Genomic DNA, 16,133 nt, shown 5'->3' with positions numbered 1-16,133 from the left:
TAAAAACGCGCCCGGGCGGGTTGACGCCGGGCGCGTTTTGCGTTTGTATGCTATTTGGGAAAAGCATGCCTGGAAGGCGGCTCGGCCCAGAAGTCGGCCAGCAGTGCAGAGAGCTGTTCCGCGCTCTCTATCCGCCGCAGATGAGACCAGTGCGGGGGGAACAACCGGCGGTAGCTGCCGGTTCGGTACCGGCTGTCGATGAGCAGCACGAGCCCGCGGTCTGTTTCCGTACGGATAACACGGCCGGCAGCCTGAAGGACCTTGTTCATGCCGGGATATTGATAGGCGTATTCAAAACCCATACCCATTGTGTCTTCGTAGTAATCCCGCAGGGCATTTTGTTCTACGCCAATCTGCGGCAAGCCCACTCCGACGATGATGCTGCCAATAAGACGGTCGCCTGCAAGATCAATGCCCTCGGCAAAAATGCCGCCAAGCACGCAGAAGCCCACAAGCGTTCCGGGCCTGTCGGCTGAAAACTGTGCGAGAAATGCCTCGCGTGCATCTTCGTCCATGCCGTTTTCCTGCACGGTCAATGGGACATCAGGATATATCATCGCAAATTCGTCGCTCACATCCTGCATGTATTTATAGGAAGGCAGAAACACGATATAGTTTCCCGCATGGGCGCTCACGGCCGCGCCGATGAGACGGCACACGGATTCCCGTGTGCGCTCACGGTCTGTATATTTTGTGCTGATCCCGGCAGCGGCGAGGCACAGCCTTTCCTGAGAAAATGGGCTTTGCAGGCGTATCGCTTTGGCGGCCGGGCCGCCGCCCAGCGTTTGAATAAAGTATTCCGCCGGTGATAACGTGGCGCTGAACAGAATGCTGGCGCGGCCAAGCGCCATGGATGCATCCAGAAACGGCGCGGCGTCCAGACAAAGCAAACGGACACAGACCTCCGAACCGAAGGCAGCGAGAAGCGTGGTGTAGTTCGTGTCGTAAAGCTCTGCGATGCGCAGATAAAAATGCACTTCAAAATAGAGCGCGAGCACTTCGGCGTGCAATTCGCCGTCACGGTGTTCTTCCAGCCAATCCTCACAGGCGGCGGACAGACGGGAGAGCAGCTTGTTCAACTCCGGCAAACCTTCCGGAATGACCAGCCGATGTTCATCCGCTTCCTCACAGCGGCGGCGCAGCTCGATCATTTCGCTGTTGACTTTGTTCAGAGCGGCCGTCAGCTTGCAGTGCCCTTTGCCCAGCGCCTTTTTTACGCCATAAACCGCGGATTTGAGCAGCTGTGCGGAATACATATCCCTCGCGCGATCCACCAGATTGTGCGCTTCGTCGATGAGAAAAATGAAGTCTCCGCCCTCGGTGAAAAAGCGCTTGAGGCTTACCACAGGGTCGAACAGGTAGTTGTAGTCACAGACGATGCAGTCGCACCAGTTGGTCAGGTCGAGCGCCAGCTCGAAGGGACACAGCTGCTTTTGCAGGGCAAATGCCTCGATATCCGCGCGGGTGAATTCGTCGGTTTGGGACAAAAAACTGTACAGCGCCGCATTGATGCGGTCGTAATAGCCGTCCGCCCGGGGACAGGCCTCCGGGGTGCAGACGCGTTCCTCCAGCGGGCAGATCTTGTCTTTGGCTGTCAGCGTGATGGTTTTAAGACGCAGCGGTGTGCCGCAGGATGTGCTGTGAACACGCAGACGCGCCAGCGCATCCTCGGCGGCCTGCCTTGTAATGGTTTTTGCCGTCAAGTAAAAAATGCGCTCGCCCTTTTCCTCACCCAATGCCTTTAGAGCGGGAAAAAGAGTGGAAACCGTTTTTCCGATGCCAGTGGGCGCGGCGCAAAACAACCTGCCGCCGCCCGCGATGGTACGGTACACCGCGCCGGCCATCTCGTACTGTCCGGGGCGGTAGGCGGGAAAGGGGAAGCGCAGTGCTTTCAGCGAGGCGTTGCGTGTGGCTCTCCACGCTGCCTCCATGTGCGCCCAAGGCGTATACAAACGCAGTGTATCCGTGAGAAAATCTTCAAGCGCTTCGGCGGAAAATGTGCGGCGGTGGCGGATGATCTCATCCGTGTCGACCTGATAATATGTGATTTGGATGTCCACGCCAGGCAGGCTTTCCCTCTGGCACAGGAACGCGCCGTAGCATTTAGCCTGCGCCCAGTGTAAGGGGTTAAAATCCGCCGTCAGCAGCTCGGCCGGTGCGCCTGTGGTTTTGATTTCGTCGATGGTAAAATGTCCGTCCGGCTCTGTGATAACTCCGTCGGCACGTCCCTCCAGCGTATAGCATACGTCGCCTACCGTGCGCTCTGCCTTGAAGGGTACCTCGGCTTTATAGGAATCTCCCGCCGCTTTTTGCAGCTTGCGGTGGATACGGCTTCCCTCGTTGGCGCGGTCAAAGCCGGAAAAGCGGCTGTCGATGCTGCCGCGGCGCAGCACGAATTCTACAAGCTCACGCACAGCGAGACGAATCTGAAGCGGCTCGGTTTCCATGGCGGAGACCCTCCTTCCCTTTAAAAACCGCACCGGTGCATGCGGTTTTGCGCATCCGTCCCGCAGTGTGCAGGGCGCCGCTTCACCGTTCAACGTGCAGCAGGATATGAGACGGTGCTGCGCCGCCGTGCCAGACGGTGTTGTGCGCGACACGGCTTTCGGTGCTGTTGTATGCATCTTTTGTATTGCTGTTGGGAAACACAAAATGCTTGGCGCCCGAAGTGACGCTCACCCGCAGACGGTGTCCGGGCAGAAAACAATGGGATATTTTAGAGGTGCGGATGACCAGTTTTTCTACCTTACCAGGCTCCAGATATTCCGGCGCGGAAAACCCGTTTCGGAAACGCGCGGCGAGAATGCCGTCCGCCAGCTTAACGCTGCGGCCTGCTTCGTCCACATCACACAGGCGTACCATAAAATCCGTATCCGGCGCATCGCTGGAGACATAAAGCGTCACGCGCGCGTCGCCTGTTACCGTAAGCGGCGCGGGCAGCGTGGGTGTGGTATAACATATATAATCCGGACGCTGCTCCTCTTGGGTGTAATCCTCCGGCACCGCGATTTCGTTCTCGCTCATGTCGATGATGTGGGTGCCGGGGTCCTGCGGGTCATAGGTATATCCTGTCCGGCCCTCTCGGCCGCAGATGGGGAACAGCGTTCCGTTTTCACCAAAATAAAACGGAGTGTCATCCGCGTTTTCCACGGGCCAGCGGCTCGCTGTTTTCCAGCGGTTTTCCCCCATCGTATAGTATTCCACGGGAGCGCTCTGTTCCACGCCGTTTTCTTCGCCCCGCAGGAAGTGGTCGAACCATTTCTGATACAGCAGATCCAGATCAAACCGCAGCGCTCCGGCGGGAAAGGATAGGGCGTGCAGGTCGTACCTGCTGTTGCCGCTGTGCTGCCAGGGCCCGAGCACCACCTTGCGCGTGCCCGGCGGGTAGCCGGCGGTGAGGTCCAGCGCCTCTGTGGTGCCCATACCGTTGTCGTCGAACCATCCGCTTTGAATGAGCACGGGAACCGTTTTCCCCGTGCTGCGTTTTGCCCAGTTGCCGCGCAGCCAGAAACTGTCTTCACAGGGGTGGGCCAGCATTTTACGGATAAAGGGAACATCTTCGCCCAGAGCCTTTTGGCCAATGTCCTCCAGCGGGCGGATATCCAGAATTTCATCCCAATCAGCCCGGTCCATGCGCTCGGGCGCGAAGCGGCGCTTTGTCATGGCGAAATTCCAGGCAAAGCCGCCGCTGGAAAAGCAGCCGCCGTGCAGCGGACCATCTGCAAAAGCAGTACCTGCCGTTACGACACTGATCATCGCCTTCAGATGCGGGTTGCCCAGAGCCGCCGCGCACCACTGTGTATATCCGAGGTATGAACCGCCCAGCATGCCGACGCTTCCGTCGCACCATTCCTGCGTTCCAACCCAGGTGAGCGTATCGTCTCCGTCCTCCACCTCGTAATAATGGGGCAGCCATTCGCCGCCGCTCTCATTGCGTCCGCGTACATCCTGCACCACCACGGCATAGCCGCGGCGCACATAACGGAAATAGGTCTGTGCGCCGTCATCTTTGTCGTAGGGTGTCCGGACAAGCAATGCGGGAACGGGCAGCGGCGCTCCCTCGGGCAGATAAACGTCCGCGGCGAGCTCCACGCCGTCGCGCATAGGCATGTGGAACGTACCCAGCATGGAAACACCGTAAAGCGGACGGGCGGCATAATCCTTCCACAACGCCAGCGGCGTATATTCCTCGAAGCCGTCGCGCACCAGAAGATTGGCCTGTTCCCGGCAGGGGCAGAGCCATGCGATGAGCCGCCCGTCCCGGAACAGCGCGTCACAGGGAAATTTGACGCCGCGCTGGATGTAATAGAGCAGCCCGTTCCGCTCTGCGCGGGTATAGCGCAGGCCATCGACGGAAAATTCCGCAGGAGCACTGGCTGCTGCCGCTTCAAACTCGGTCCGCAGCGTCAGCAGCCGGTACGGCTGCAGCTTAACGGCGGCATAGTCTGTGTCATTCTGTGCTGTCATGGGCCGCGGCTCGGAAAAATCGAGCCCCAATATATCCCGTCCGGAATGTGTAATGTCCGCGTGCTCCGCGGCAAAGCGGGCCAAAGCAATGCCGGAGGAGTAAAGCGTAAACGGTTCTTTCATTTTATAACACCAGCTTTTGGTTGATTTCTTTTACAACGGCCTCATCCAGCTTGCAGACAGCGCGGTCATAAGTGAAAAGGCCGTTTACTTCCAGCTCCACGTCCGTGAGCTGCGTGTAAATGGAAACGCACAGCCCCTTTTTCAGCAGCGGCAGGATCTGTTCTTCATGCAGCTTGCGGTAGGCGGCTGTCAGCGCGGCTTTATCGGGATACATCCGGTAGCCGAAGCTGTTCTCTTTATCCCATACATGACCATCCAGCACATGACTGTAACCACCGTATTCCGTCAGGGCGAACGCGCGGCCGTCCGGGTGCGGCGGACGCACCTTGAAGATGTATTTGTGGATGCTTTTGTAATCTCCCGCACCCTGGTCGTGCCAACCGCTGGCGTGGTCAACGGGGCGGGTGGGGTCCAGAGTCCATAGAAGCGCTGTGGCGGCTGCGGCATCGAACTGGCCCCAGCCCTCGTTGAACGGCACCCAGGTACAAATGCACACGGCATCGGTCAGTGCTTCCACCATCTCTTTCAGTTCTTTGGTGAACTGAAGGCGCGCGGCGGTATTTTCACGCTTGAACCTCTTGTGCTTTTTATCGGATACCTGTACGCCGATGTTCGGCAGGGCCACGGCAAGCAGATCCCCGGGGTAAGCCGCGCCGCTGGGCATATCCTGCCATACCAGCATGCCCATCGTGTCACAATGGTAATACCACCGGGCGGGTTCCACCTTGATATGCTTGCGCAGCATATTGAAGCCCAGCGCCTTTGCCTGTTCAATGTCCCGGCGCAGCGCTTCATCGCTGGGCGCGGTGTACAGCCCGTCCGGCCAGTATCCCTGATCCAGAAGCCCTTTTTGGAAGTAAGGCCTGCCATTGAGCAGAAAATACGGTGTGCCGTTCTCATCCGGCTGCACAGCGAAGGTGCGCAGGCCGAAGTAGCTTTCTACCCGGTCAGTCTCACGCCCGGCGCGCAGAAGGCTCAGGCGCACCCGGTAGAGAAACGGCTGTTCGGGCGTCCAGAGACGGGGCGCTTCAAACGAAACCGTCTGGCTGCCGCCCGCCGTAAACGTGTGGGCGGTGATGCATGAATCCTCCTCCAACACTTCCATGCATACGCTGCCGCTTTCGCTGGCCTGGACGAAGACCTCCACGGAATCCAGCGACGGTATGAAGTGAACGGATGTGAAGTGAGCACTGTCCACCTGCTCCAGCCAGACAGTCTGCCAGATGCCTGTTACCGCAGTATACCAGATGCCTTTGGGGTGCAGAACCTGTTTGCCACGCGGCGCGTCGCCTTTGTCGGTGTCATCCGTAACGGCGACCGTCAGCTCATTTTCCGCCGCGCGCACAAAAGAAGTAATGTCCAGCGTAAACGGACAGTAGCCGCCGGTATGCCCTCCGGCCTCCCGCCCGTTTACAAATACTGTGCAGGCATAATCCACTGCGCCGAAATGCAGCAGCGTACGCTTGGCTGCGTCGTATCCGTTGATGGAAAACGTGCGGAAATACCAGAGCGTCTGGCCCGGCAGAACAGGCTTTTCAACGCCGGACAGCGCGCTTTCCGGCGCAAACGGGACGCGGATGCCGCCTTGCCATACGGCCGGCTGCTCCGGACTTTCCGTAACGGCGTACTGCCACAGGCCGTTTAAATTCTGCCATTGCGCCCGGACCATCTGTGGGCGCGGATATTCGTCCAGAGGAGTGTCTCCGACGGGGAAAGAGGTGGATAGACGTTTCATTGTTGCACCGCCGTTCATTTGTGTTGGACAGAGCGCGTTTGCGGCTCTGTACGTATTCAGTTTACCACGGCGCGGCCTGCGGGGCAACTGAAAGCGGCGGCAAATGCGGAGACCGGGCTTTATTGCAATAAAGAAATAAAGTTTTTTCAAAAAACGTTTGACAAATCAAAAAGCCGTGGATATAATAAAATACAATATCCGCTGAAATGCAGTGAAGGGAACGAATAGCGCGTTTGCTCCGCGCACAGAGAACCGCCGGTTGGTGCGAGGCGGCAGGGGGCGCGCGTGAAAGTCTTCCCGGAGCAGCTTCGCCCAAGGGCGCTATGCCTGTGTAAGCGAACGCCGGTTTGGCCCCGTTAAAGAGCCTGCGCGCTGCAATGGAGCAGTGCGCGCCGAGCGGCCGCGTTTTGTGCGGCAAACGGAGTGGTACCGCAGAGTGCTTGTGATAGGCCTTTGTCTCTGATGTAAAATCGAGACAGGGGCCTTTTTGTTTATTCGAAAACAGTTCACAGGGAGAATGAGGGAAGAAGGAGGGCGCAGGTATGGTATTGACAGGCGCGGACATTTTTGCAGAAGTTTTGGTGGAACAGGGCGTCGAGACGCTGTTTGGCTATCCCGGCGGTGCGGTATTGAATTTGTATGATGCGCTCTACAAGTACAGCGGCAAGATACGCCACATAATGACGGCTCACGAACAGGGGGCCGCACACGCGGCCGACGGCTACGCCCGCGCCACAGGAAAAACAGGTGTGGTTCTGGCAACGAGCGGCCCGGGTGCGACAAACCTTGTCACGGGCATCGCCACGGCATATATGGACAGCATCCCCATGGTGGCGATCACAGGCAACGTCGGCACCAGCCTCATCGGGCGGGACAGCTTTCAGGAGGTCTATATCGCGGGCATTACGATGCCCATTACAAAGCATAATTTCGTGGTGCGCAAGGTGGATGAGCTGGCGGACATTCTGCGGGACGCGTTCCGCATTGCGCAGACGGGGCGCAAGGGCCCGGTGCTGGTGGACATCCCGAAGGATGTGACGGGTGCAACGGCGGAATTTACCCCTGTGAAACCGCAGATCCCCGTTTACAAGACGGAGCTTGACGGACAGGAACTGGCCCGTGCGGCGCAGGTCATCGGAAACGCGCGCCGTCCCGTCATCTATTTCGGCGGCGGTGTGGCCGCGTCAGAGGCGGGCGAGGAGCTTTATGCGCTGGCCAAAAAGGCGGAGATCCCCGCCACTTATACGATGATGGCAGCCGGCGTACTGAGCTACGGAGACCCGCTGAACCTGGGCCTGCTGGGAATGCACGGCTGCCGCACCACCAACCGTGCGGTGAACGAGGCTGATCTTGTGCTGGCCATCGGTACCCGCTTTTCCGACCGTGTGGCGCTGAATACGGAAAAATTTGCGAAGAACGCGGCGATCCTGCAGATCGATATCGATCCCAGCGAGGTCAACAAAAACGTCGAAGTGGATTACAGCCTTGTCGGCGACGTCAAGCAGATATTGCAGGCTCTTCTGCCGTTGGTCAAAGATGCGAAGCACACGGAGTGGATGACGCAGATCCAGGCATGGCAGGCGCAGGATTACCGTCCCAAGGATGATAAGTACTGCATCCGCCCTCATCAGCTCATCGGCAAAATGTGCGAGCTGGCCGGGCCGGACGCGCTTTACGTGACGGACGTCGGCCAGCACCAGATGTGGGCCACGCAGTACATCCGCCATGTAAAACCCCGCAGTTTTCTGACGAGCGGCGGCCTGGGGACCATGGGCTTTGGCTACGGCGCGGCCATCGGCGCAAAGCTGGCGGTGGGCGAAAGCCGTCCGGTCATCCACATTACGGGCGACGGTTCTTTCCATATGAACCTCAATGAAGCATGTACAGCCGTCAGCTACGAGCTGCCCGTCATCACGGTCATTTTCAACAATACGGTGCTGGGTATGGTGCGCCAGTGGCAGACGGCGTTTTACGGCAAGCGGTATTCCAGTACAGACCCGCACCGCAAAACAAATTATGTAAAGCTGGCAGAAGGGTTTGGCGCGAAAGGCTATCATTGCGAGACGCTGGATGCGTTTTCGGCGGCGTTTGCCGAAGCGCTGAAATCGAAAGGGCCGGTGTGGATCGAATGTGTGATCGACAAAGATGAAAAGGTGCTGCCGATGATCCCGGCGGGCGGCAGTATCGAAGATATGATCATGGATTAAAGGAGGCGGCAGTATGCCCAGAGAAGTATTGAGCATCCTTGTGGATAACCATTCCGGCGTGCTGACGCGCGTGGCGTCCCTGTTTGGACGCCGCGGCTTCAACATCGACAGTCTGACGGTGTCCGCCACGGATGACCCCGCGATCTCGCGTATCACCATTGTGGTGCACGACGACGCCAAGGTGCTGGAACAGATCATCAAACAGACGGCGCGCCTGGAGGAAACACGGGAAATTTTTCCGCTGGATACCGCCCACAGCCTGCTGCGCGAGCTGCTTCTGGTGAAGGTTGAGGCGGGCGAGGAAAATCGTTCAGCCATACGGGAGATTGCCAACATTTACAAAGCGAAGATCATCGACCTTTCCATCGGCAGTATGGTGATGGAGCTGACGGGCGAACCGGAAAAGATCGACGGCTTTCTGGATGTGCTTTCCCCATACAAAATACTGGAAATGTGCCGCACGGGCATTACGGCCCTGGAACGCGGCGGCGTGCACCGGCACGCGTGAGCGTTGTATCATCCGGCGCGGCACCCAGCCGTGCCTCACGGTAAATAATATATAGAGGGAGAAATGTAAAATGATCAAAAAGTATTATGACACGGACTGCAACCTGGGCTTTCTGGACGGAAAGACCGTTGCCATTATGGGTTACGGCAGCCAGGGCCACGCGCACGCACAGAACCTGCACGAGAGCGGTGTTGACGTTGTCGTTGGCCTGCGTAAGGACAGCGCAAGCTGGGCGAAGGCGGAAGCGGCCGGCCTGAAGGTCATGGAGGTGCCTGAGGCAGCCAAGGCTGCCGACGTTGTGATGATGCTCGTGCCGGATGAGATCGCCGCCGACATCTATAACGAACAGGTAGCTCCGTACATGAAAGAGGGCGACGTGCTGATGTTCGCTCACGGCTTTAACATCCACTTTCAGTTCGTAAAACCCGCTAAGAACATCGACGTGATCATGGTGGCCCCCAAGGGCCCCGGCCACACCGTCCGCAGCCAGTACGTGGAGGGCAAGGGCGTGCCCAGCCTGATTGCCGTGGAGCAGGATTACACCGGCCATGCCAAGGATATCGCGCTGGCTTACGCCAGCGGCATTGGCGCAGGCCGCGCCGGCATTCTGGAAACCTCCTTCCGTGAAGAGACCGAGACCGACCTGTTCGGCGAGCAGTGCGTGCTGTGCGGCGGCGTGACCGAACTGATGAAGGCGGGCTTCGACACGCTGGTAGAAGCCGGCTATGAGCCTGAAATGGCGTACTTTGAATGTATCCACGAGATGAAGCTGATCGTCGACCTCATCAACAGCGGCGGTTTTGCCATGATGCGCTATTCCATCTCCAACACGGCGGAATACGGCGATTACCGGACCGGAAAGCGCCTCATCACCGAGGAGACCCGCAAAGAGATGAAGAACGTTCTGACGGAGATCCAGAACGGCACGTTCGCCAGTGAGTTCATGCAGGAATTTTCTCCGGCTGGCGGCCGTAAAGCGAAATTCCTTGCTACGCGCCGCGTAGAGAGCCAGCATCTGCTGGAGAAGGTGGGCGCAGAGCTGCGCAAGATGATGAGCTGGCTGAAAAAATAATCCGAAGCGAAAAGAGCCGCGCCGCGCGTCCCGAAAGACGCCGCGGCGCGGCTCTTTGATGAAACGGATGCGGAAAACGCCTCACACCTCGGCTTTCAGCAGCTCAATGAACTGCTTTGCCACACGGGGGCTGCGTCCGCCGTTGCGGATGGCGTGTGCCTCCGCTTTGATCATCAGCTCCGCTTCCGGCATTTCAATGCCGTAGAGCAGTGCGAGATTCTGTACGATATGGCAGTAAAGCTCTTTGTCCGGCCGGGAAAAAGTGATGGTAAGGCCGAAGCGGGCGGAAAGGCTCATCAGTTCCTGCATGGTATCCGCCAGATGAATCTCGTCGCCTTCCCGGTCGGAGAATGTCTCCTTCACCAGATGACGGCGGTTGGATGTGGCGTAGACCGCGAGGTTGGAACTGCGGCTGCTGACACTGCCTTCCAAAATCGCCTTCAGGGCGGCAAAGTCGTTGTCATTGGTGGAAAAACTGAGGTCATCGATGAACAGAATGAATTTGAGTGGATTGGCGCTGAGCGTTTCCACAAGGTCCGGAATTTGGTAAAGCTGATTTTTTTTCACTTCAATGAGACGAAGTCCTTCGTCTGCAAACGCGTTGGCAACGGCTTTTACCGTGCTGCTTTTTCCCGTGCCGGCATCGCCGTACAGCAGTACGTTGCTGGCGGGGCGTCCCTCCAAAAGGGCGCGTGTGTTGGCAATTACTTTCCCGCGCTCACGTTCATAGCCGGAAAGTTCGTCCAGCCGCTGAGGGTCCGGGTGTCTGACGGGAACGATGGCCCCGCTGTGTACGGTAAATACATGGTATTTGGCATAGATTCCATAGCCGTGGAGCGGAAGCGTGCGGATATTTTCCTCATAACGCGCGGCGAAATCCAGCGTTTGCGTGCCCCAGCGGGGCAGAAATGCGCCTTTCAGCGCGCCGCGCAGGGAGGCGCCATCAAATTGGGAAAGCTCCTGCAAAAAGCAAAGCTCGTGTTGCAGGCATTCCGCAAGTTCGGCGGGAATCGGCGCACCGGACGCCGCCCGGCGGACATACAGGTTTTCGTCCTCCAGTACGGCTTTCAATAAATAGGTGCTGAGGTCTCCGCCCCTTTCGTACAGTGCGGCGGCAAAGGCGCAATAGGCATCCGCACAGGCTTCCGCGTCCGAGGGCTGTGCGTGCAAAAGCGCCGCAAGCCGGGAAACAACAGGGTCCTCCAACAGCCCGCGGAATATGGTAAGGCTGTGCAGCCGCATGCGCAGGGCTTTATCTTCTTCCAACATAATGGGGATGCTCCTTTGTCTGCAAGATACCTTTTCAGTATACACGGGGCGGACGGAAGGCGCAATATTTTGCTTGCAAAATCACGCTGAAGTGGTAAAATTATTCTTAACGTTGTCCGATAGAGGGAATAATAGGGGAAAGAAGGAAACGGCATGCTCACACTGGACAAAATCTATCACGCCGCATATGTACTGAAATCTGTTGCACGAAAAACGGATCTGATTGCTGCTCCGGGACTCAATGCAGAGAGCGAAATCTATTTGAAGACTGAAAATCTGCAGGTAACAGGCAGTTTTAAGGTGCGCGGCGCCTATTATAAAATCAGCCAGCTTACGGCTGACGAAAAGGCAAAAGGCGTTATTGCAAGCAGCGCGGGCAACCATGCTCAGGGCGTTGCGCTGGCGGCTCAGCGCAGCAATATCCCAAGCGTTATCTGCATGCCGGATGGCGCGCCCATCAGCAAGGTGGAAGCGACTAAAGCATACGGCGCACAGGTCTGTCTTGTTAAAGGCGCCTATGACGACGCGTATGATTACGCCTGCAAGCTTCAGAAAGAGAAAGGGTATACTTTCATCCACCCGTTCAATGACGCGGAGGTCATTGCGGGGCAGGGTACTGTCGGCCTGGAAATTTTGGATCAGCTGCCCGACGTGGAGGTCGTATTGGTTCCGGTGGGCGGCGGCGGCCTCATCAGCGGCGTAGCTTACGCCATCAAGCATCTGCACCCGGAGTGCAAGGTGTACGGTGTACAGGCCGCGGGCGCGCCCAGCATGCGGGATTCCGTGCAGAAGCATGAGGCCATCACGCTTGACGGCGTGGCCACCTTTGCGGACGGCATTGCCGTAAAGCACCCGGGAGATTTGACCTACGAACTCGTCAGCGAGTATGTGGACGGCATCGTCACCGTGACAGACGATGAGATCGCTGCCGCGGTGCTGGCCTTGATGGAACGCCAGAAGCTGGTGACCGAGGGCGCGGGCGCGGTATCTGTGGCCGCCGCCATGTACAACAAGGTGGATATCAAGGGCAAAAAGACGGTCTGCCTGCTCTCCGGCGGCAATATTGATGTGAACATTTTGAGCCGCGTGATCACGCGCGGCCTTGTGATGGCAGGGCGCAACAGCACGCTCACCATCGAGCTGGAGGACAAGCCGGGCCAGCTCTCCGGAGTGAGCGATATCATCAGCCGCTGCGGCGGCAATGTGGTGAGTGTTCATCACAACCAGAGCGATACCAACATGGCCATCACAAGCTGTTATCTGCGCGTGGGCATGGAAACGCGCGACCATGCTCAGGTGGAGCAGATCAAGCAGGAGCTTGCGAAAGCGGGCTTTAAGCTGGTGGCAAACCAGCAGTGATTCCTTGTCTCAACGCATACATACCAGATAATAACAAACGCCCTCCGCGTCCGGCCTAATGGGCCGGACGCGGAGGGCGTTTCCCATTCTTTTGCTCTCAGAACAGAGAAAGCTGCTCTCCTTCAGGCAGAGCTTTTTTTGGCGCCGCGCCACCGGATGTAACGGCGCCGGATGGTATCTCGGCGAGGAACGGAGACGGCTCGCCCGGGTATGTGAGGATGAGTTCGTCCCGGGCGCGGGTGATACCGACGTAGAACAGGCGGCGCTCCTCCGCAAGGTCTGCAGCGCGCCCGGACATCTCCAACGGCAATGTGCCTTTGCATGCACCACAGAGAAAAACGGCGGGGAATTCCAAGCCTTTTGCGCCGTGCAGCGTCATCAGAGTAACCGCTCCGGCGGCGTAATTCTTTCCCCCGGCCCGCAGGATGTCCGCTTCTTCTCCGAGAGTAAGCGCGTTCAGCAAGGAATGCATATCCCGGTGAAACAGAGCTGTTCCAATCAGCTTCTGCAGCGGTTCGCTGCCCGCAAAGCCCGCGTCATCCCGCCAGCGTTCCAAAAGACGTGCAGGAGACTCCTGCGCGGCACACTGGGAAAATTTTCGCAGTGCGCACACAGCGGCACGCATCGGAAGCTCTGGAAATTCAGCCTCGGCTTTGTCCCAAAGATTTTCGTGCAATGCGCTGCACCCGGGGAAAAAAGCGCTGAGGCGCACCGCCTGTTGCGGTGAACAGGCCCAGCCGAGTTCCAGGGCAGTCTGCAGAGAATGCGTGTCCCCGGGTGCGAGTAGAAAGCGGAAGAAGCCTATGGCTGCACGTACCGCAGGCTCAGACAAAAAGCTGTCGCGCCCGGCTACGGTATAGGGGATGTTTTCTTTTTGCAGACAATATTCCAGAATGTCTGCCTGGCGGTGGGTGCGATACAAGATTGCAATATCGGAAAAGCTGCGGGGTTGGATGCGTTCATCACCTGTGACTCCGCCCGCGTCCAGCATATCCATACCGCCAACCATACGGTTGATCTCTTTTGCAATAAAGATCCCCTCCGCAAGGGAACTGGCCGCCTGTGCCAAACGCACCGGCGCTCCGCTGCCGCGGTTGGGCAGCAAACTGCGCGCGCCGCCGGGATTGTGCCCGATCACAGGCAGCGCGCAGCCAAGCACCTCCGGCGTGGAGCGATAATTTTGGGTAAGGCGAACGACACGCAGCCCGGGGATATCTTCTGCCAAGCGGTCGAAGCATGCTGCATCCGCGCCGCGAAAGCCATAAATAGACTGGTCCGGGTCTCCGATGGCAAAAAGACTTTTGCAGCCTTTTGTCCATGCCCGCACAAGACGGTATTGCAGCGCGTCAATGTCCTGAAACTCATCCACCAGAAGATAAGTAAAACGCTGCGTTATCTCTTCCGGGAGCTCACCCGCTTCAAAAAGCGCCAGCGTTTCCAGGAGCAGGTCATCAAAATCCAGCACATCCAGCTCGCGGCAGCGGGCGACATAAGATTCACAGAACGCGGCATTCACATTTTCCGGCACCGGCAATCCGTTTTTTTGCCGGGAAACAGCCTGCACCAGCTTTGCAGGCGGCAGCTTTGCCCCGGCCTGACGGAGCACGTCGGCGGCAACGGCCTGTGCATCCTCCTGTGAGAGAAGCGTCACGGCTTTGCCTGTCTCCCGCAGCAGTGAAAGGCAGATGGAATGGAACGTGCCGATGGTCAGGTCGCCGATTGTGCGGTCTTTGTCCAGCTCAGCGGTGAGCCGTTCGCGCATTTCACGGGCTGCTTTATTGGTAAAGGTGACGGCCGTGAGCTGCCGCGGGGACACCTGCTTTTCACACAGCAGATGAACGGCGCGGGAAACCAGCGTTTTCGTTTTTCCGGTGCCGGGGCCGGCGATAACAGCCACGGCGGGTTCGACGGCGCAGACGGCTTTCTGCTGCTCCGGATTCAGCTTGCTGTGAGCGGTTTGTACCGGCGCGGAAGGCTTTGCGCCGGATGACTTTTGGGGTGCGTCTGTTTTTCGGGGCCTGCGTGCAGAAGCTTCGGGATGCGGCGCGTCGGAGCTGAAAAAACTGATCTGTCCGTTAAGAGATTCGATTTCATCGGGGGAAAGAAGTTGGACGGTTCCGTATTGTCCATCGAAGCCCGGCGTGCGGGACACCTGCCCGCACCGCAGGCGGCGGATGCCTTCTTCCACACAAGGGCCGGCCGCACGGCGGATGTCCTCCAGCGGCGCTTGGCGCAGAATATAAAACTCCGGCCCAAGCTTCTCCAGAAGCGCTTGATACCGCGCGGCGACCTTGAGGCCTGAGGCGGAAAGTCCAGTGGACGCAGCAATCACATCCGGCAGCGGCACAAGGCTTTCAAACGGACGCGCGCCGGGCAGGGAAAAGCCTTCAGGTCTGTCGGCGAGCTGCTCCACCCGATGCTGCACGCCAATGGTGATTTTTTTGCCGCAGACAGGGCATCGTCCTCCGCAGGCTTCGGTTTCACCCGGCTCCAGGCACAGACCGCAGGCACGGTGGCCGTCCCAATGGTACTTGCCCTCCTCGGGGAAAAATTCCAGCGTTCCCGTCAGCGCGGCGGGACTGCGCCCTTGCAGCGCATCGGATAAGCCCGCGTAAGACGGTTCAATGTCCAACAGGTTGGCCTCGCGCCCAAGTTTGGCGGGAGAATGGGCATCTGAATTCGAGATCAGCGCATATCCATCCAGTGCGGAAATGCGCCAGTTCATGGGCGGATCGGAAGAAAGGCCGGTTTCAAGCGCGTGGATATAGGGCGTCAAGTCCTCAAAGCATTCCTCGATGACGTCAAAACCTGAGAAAGCGCCGAACAGAGAGAAATGCGGCGTCCAGATATGTGCGGGGATAAACACTGCCTCTGGGCAGGTGTCCAGAGTGATTTCCAGCAGGTCACGGCTGTCCAGACCCAGGATTGGCCGTCCGTCCGAGTGGATGTTGCCGATCGCCTCCAGCTTCTGGGAAAGCCTTTCGGCAGCCTCGAGCCCCGGCAGCAGGATCAGATTGTGCACCTTACGCGTTTTGCCGTTCTTTTTGTAGATGGAGCTGATTTCTCCGGTCACTACAAAACGGGGTGCATCGTATTTGCCCGCGGTCTTGTCCGCCAGGCGAAGGCTTTCCCGTAATGTGTACAGGCCGTCCTCAGCAGGCTGCAGCTTGTCCAGTAGTTCAGCACGCCAGGCAGGATGCGTAAAATCTCCAGTGCCCACCAGCCCGATGCCCTTGCGGCGTGCCCAAAGGTCCAGCATCTCCGGTTCACAGTCATGGCTGGTAGCGTGGGAATATTTGGAATGGATGTGAAGGTCTGCAATCAACATTGTATCACCTGCTTGCTTTGAATTTCCTTTATATACCATGCGGCTTTGCATGGTTCAATGTTCTT

Annotated in this window: 9 protein-coding genes; 4 read left to right on the top strand and 5 right to left on the bottom strand. The window is 58.1% G+C overall.

Annotated elements, in window-relative coordinates:
- Positions 1-50 precede the first annotated feature (50 nt).
- The 3 genes from IIY41_RS11435 to IIY41_RS11425 all read right to left on the bottom strand — a co-directional run bounded on the left by IIY41_RS11435 (position 51) and on the right by IIY41_RS11425 (position 6,325).
- Positions 51-2,447, bottom strand: coding sequence for a helicase C-terminal domain-containing protein (locus tag IIY41_RS11435; protein WP_154521475.1), 2,397 nt, complete (start codon positions 2,445-2,447; stop codon positions 51-53).
- 82 nt (positions 2,448-2,529) lie between these two features.
- Positions 2,530-4,590 (bottom strand): CocE/NonD family hydrolase, encoded by a 2,061-nt coding sequence (locus IIY41_RS11430; RefSeq protein WP_134108539.1) that lies wholly within the window; start codon positions 4,588-4,590, stop codon positions 2,530-2,532.
- A 1-nt stretch (position 4,591) separates the two neighbouring features.
- The gene (locus IIY41_RS11425; RefSeq protein WP_287400798.1) at positions 4,592-6,325 is read right to left on the bottom strand and encodes a glycoside hydrolase family 2 protein; all 1,734 of its coding nucleotides are present in this window, start codon (positions 6,323-6,325) and stop codon (positions 4,592-4,594) included.
- A gap of 542 nt (positions 6,326-6,867) precedes the next feature.
- On the opposite strand from IIY41_RS11425, the gene ilvB reads away from it, so the two are divergent.
- The 3 genes from ilvB (at position 6,868) to ilvC (ending at position 10,112) form a co-directional block, all read left to right on the top strand.
- Positions 6,868-8,532 (top strand): biosynthetic-type acetolactate synthase large subunit, encoded by a 1,665-nt coding sequence (gene ilvB / locus IIY41_RS11420; RefSeq protein WP_009325772.1) that lies wholly within the window; start codon positions 6,868-6,870, stop codon positions 8,530-8,532.
- Between the two features lie 13 nt (positions 8,533-8,545).
- Positions 8,546-9,040: an acetolactate synthase small subunit gene (gene ilvN, locus IIY41_RS11415; protein WP_009325771.1), complete on the top strand. Its 495-nt coding sequence runs from the start codon at positions 8,546-8,548 to the stop codon at positions 9,038-9,040.
- A 70-nt stretch (positions 9,041-9,110) separates the two neighbouring features.
- A complete protein-coding gene (ilvC, locus tag IIY41_RS11410) occupies positions 9,111-10,112 on the top strand; it encodes a ketol-acid reductoisomerase (RefSeq protein WP_009325770.1) in 1,002 nt (333 codons plus the stop codon).
- Between the two features lie 81 nt (positions 10,113-10,193).
- Here the strand turns inward: ilvC and IIY41_RS11405 are convergent, their stop codons facing one another.
- The gene (locus IIY41_RS11405) at positions 10,194-11,381 is read right to left on the bottom strand and encodes an ATP-binding protein (RefSeq protein ID WP_117471997.1); all 1,188 of its coding nucleotides are present in this window, start codon (positions 11,379-11,381) and stop codon (positions 10,194-10,196) included.
- A 153-nt stretch (positions 11,382-11,534) separates the two neighbouring features.
- Here IIY41_RS11405 and ilvA point away from each other — a divergent pair, with 153 nt between their 5' ends.
- Positions 11,535-12,740, top strand: coding sequence for a threonine ammonia-lyase (ilvA, locus tag IIY41_RS11400; RefSeq protein ID WP_009325768.1), 1,206 nt, complete (start codon positions 11,535-11,537; stop codon positions 12,738-12,740).
- A 97-nt stretch (positions 12,741-12,837) separates the two neighbouring features.
- On the opposite strand, the gene IIY41_RS11395 is transcribed toward ilvA, so the two are convergent.
- Positions 12,838-16,068: a UvrD-helicase domain-containing protein gene (locus IIY41_RS11395; protein WP_287400794.1), complete on the bottom strand. Its 3,231-nt coding sequence runs from the start codon at positions 16,066-16,068 to the stop codon at positions 12,838-12,840.
- Between the last annotated feature and the right edge of the window lie 65 nt (positions 16,069-16,133).

The sequence above is a fragment of the Ruthenibacterium sp. genome (assembly GCF_017421385.1).
In the GTDB taxonomy this organism is placed as follows: Bacteria; Bacillota; Clostridia; order Oscillospirales; family Ruminococcaceae; genus Ruthenibacterium; species Ruthenibacterium lactatiformans.
The sequence above is the reverse complement of the archived record's forward strand: the minus strand, read 5'-3'. Positions and strand labels throughout refer to the sequence as shown.

Coding starts and splice junctions, on each gene's coding strand:
- IIY41_RS11435 (WP_154521475.1), bottom strand. CDS start 2,447: ATGGAAACCGAGCCGCTTCAGATTCGTCTCGCTGTGCGTGAGCTTGTA.
- IIY41_RS11430 (WP_134108539.1), bottom strand. CDS start 4,590: ATGAAAGAACCGTTTACGCTTTACTCCTCCGGCATTGCTTTGGCCCGC.
- IIY41_RS11425 (WP_287400798.1), bottom strand. CDS start 6,325: ATGAAACGTCTATCCACCTCTTTCCCCGTCGGAGACACTCCTCTGGAC.
- ilvB (WP_009325772.1), top strand. CDS start 6,868: ATGGTATTGACAGGCGCGGACATTTTTGCAGAAGTTTTGGTGGAACAG.
- ilvN (WP_009325771.1), top strand. CDS start 8,546: ATGCCCAGAGAAGTATTGAGCATCCTTGTGGATAACCATTCCGGCGTG.
- ilvC (WP_009325770.1), top strand. CDS start 9,111: ATGATCAAAAAGTATTATGACACGGACTGCAACCTGGGCTTTCTGGAC.
- IIY41_RS11405 (WP_117471997.1), bottom strand. CDS start 11,381: ATGTTGGAAGAAGATAAAGCCCTGCGCATGCGGCTGCACAGCCTTACC.
- ilvA (WP_009325768.1), top strand. CDS start 11,535: ATGCTCACACTGGACAAAATCTATCACGCCGCATATGTACTGAAATCT.
- IIY41_RS11395 (WP_287400794.1), bottom strand. CDS start 16,068: ATGTTGATTGCAGACCTTCACATCCATTCCAAATATTCCCACGCTACC.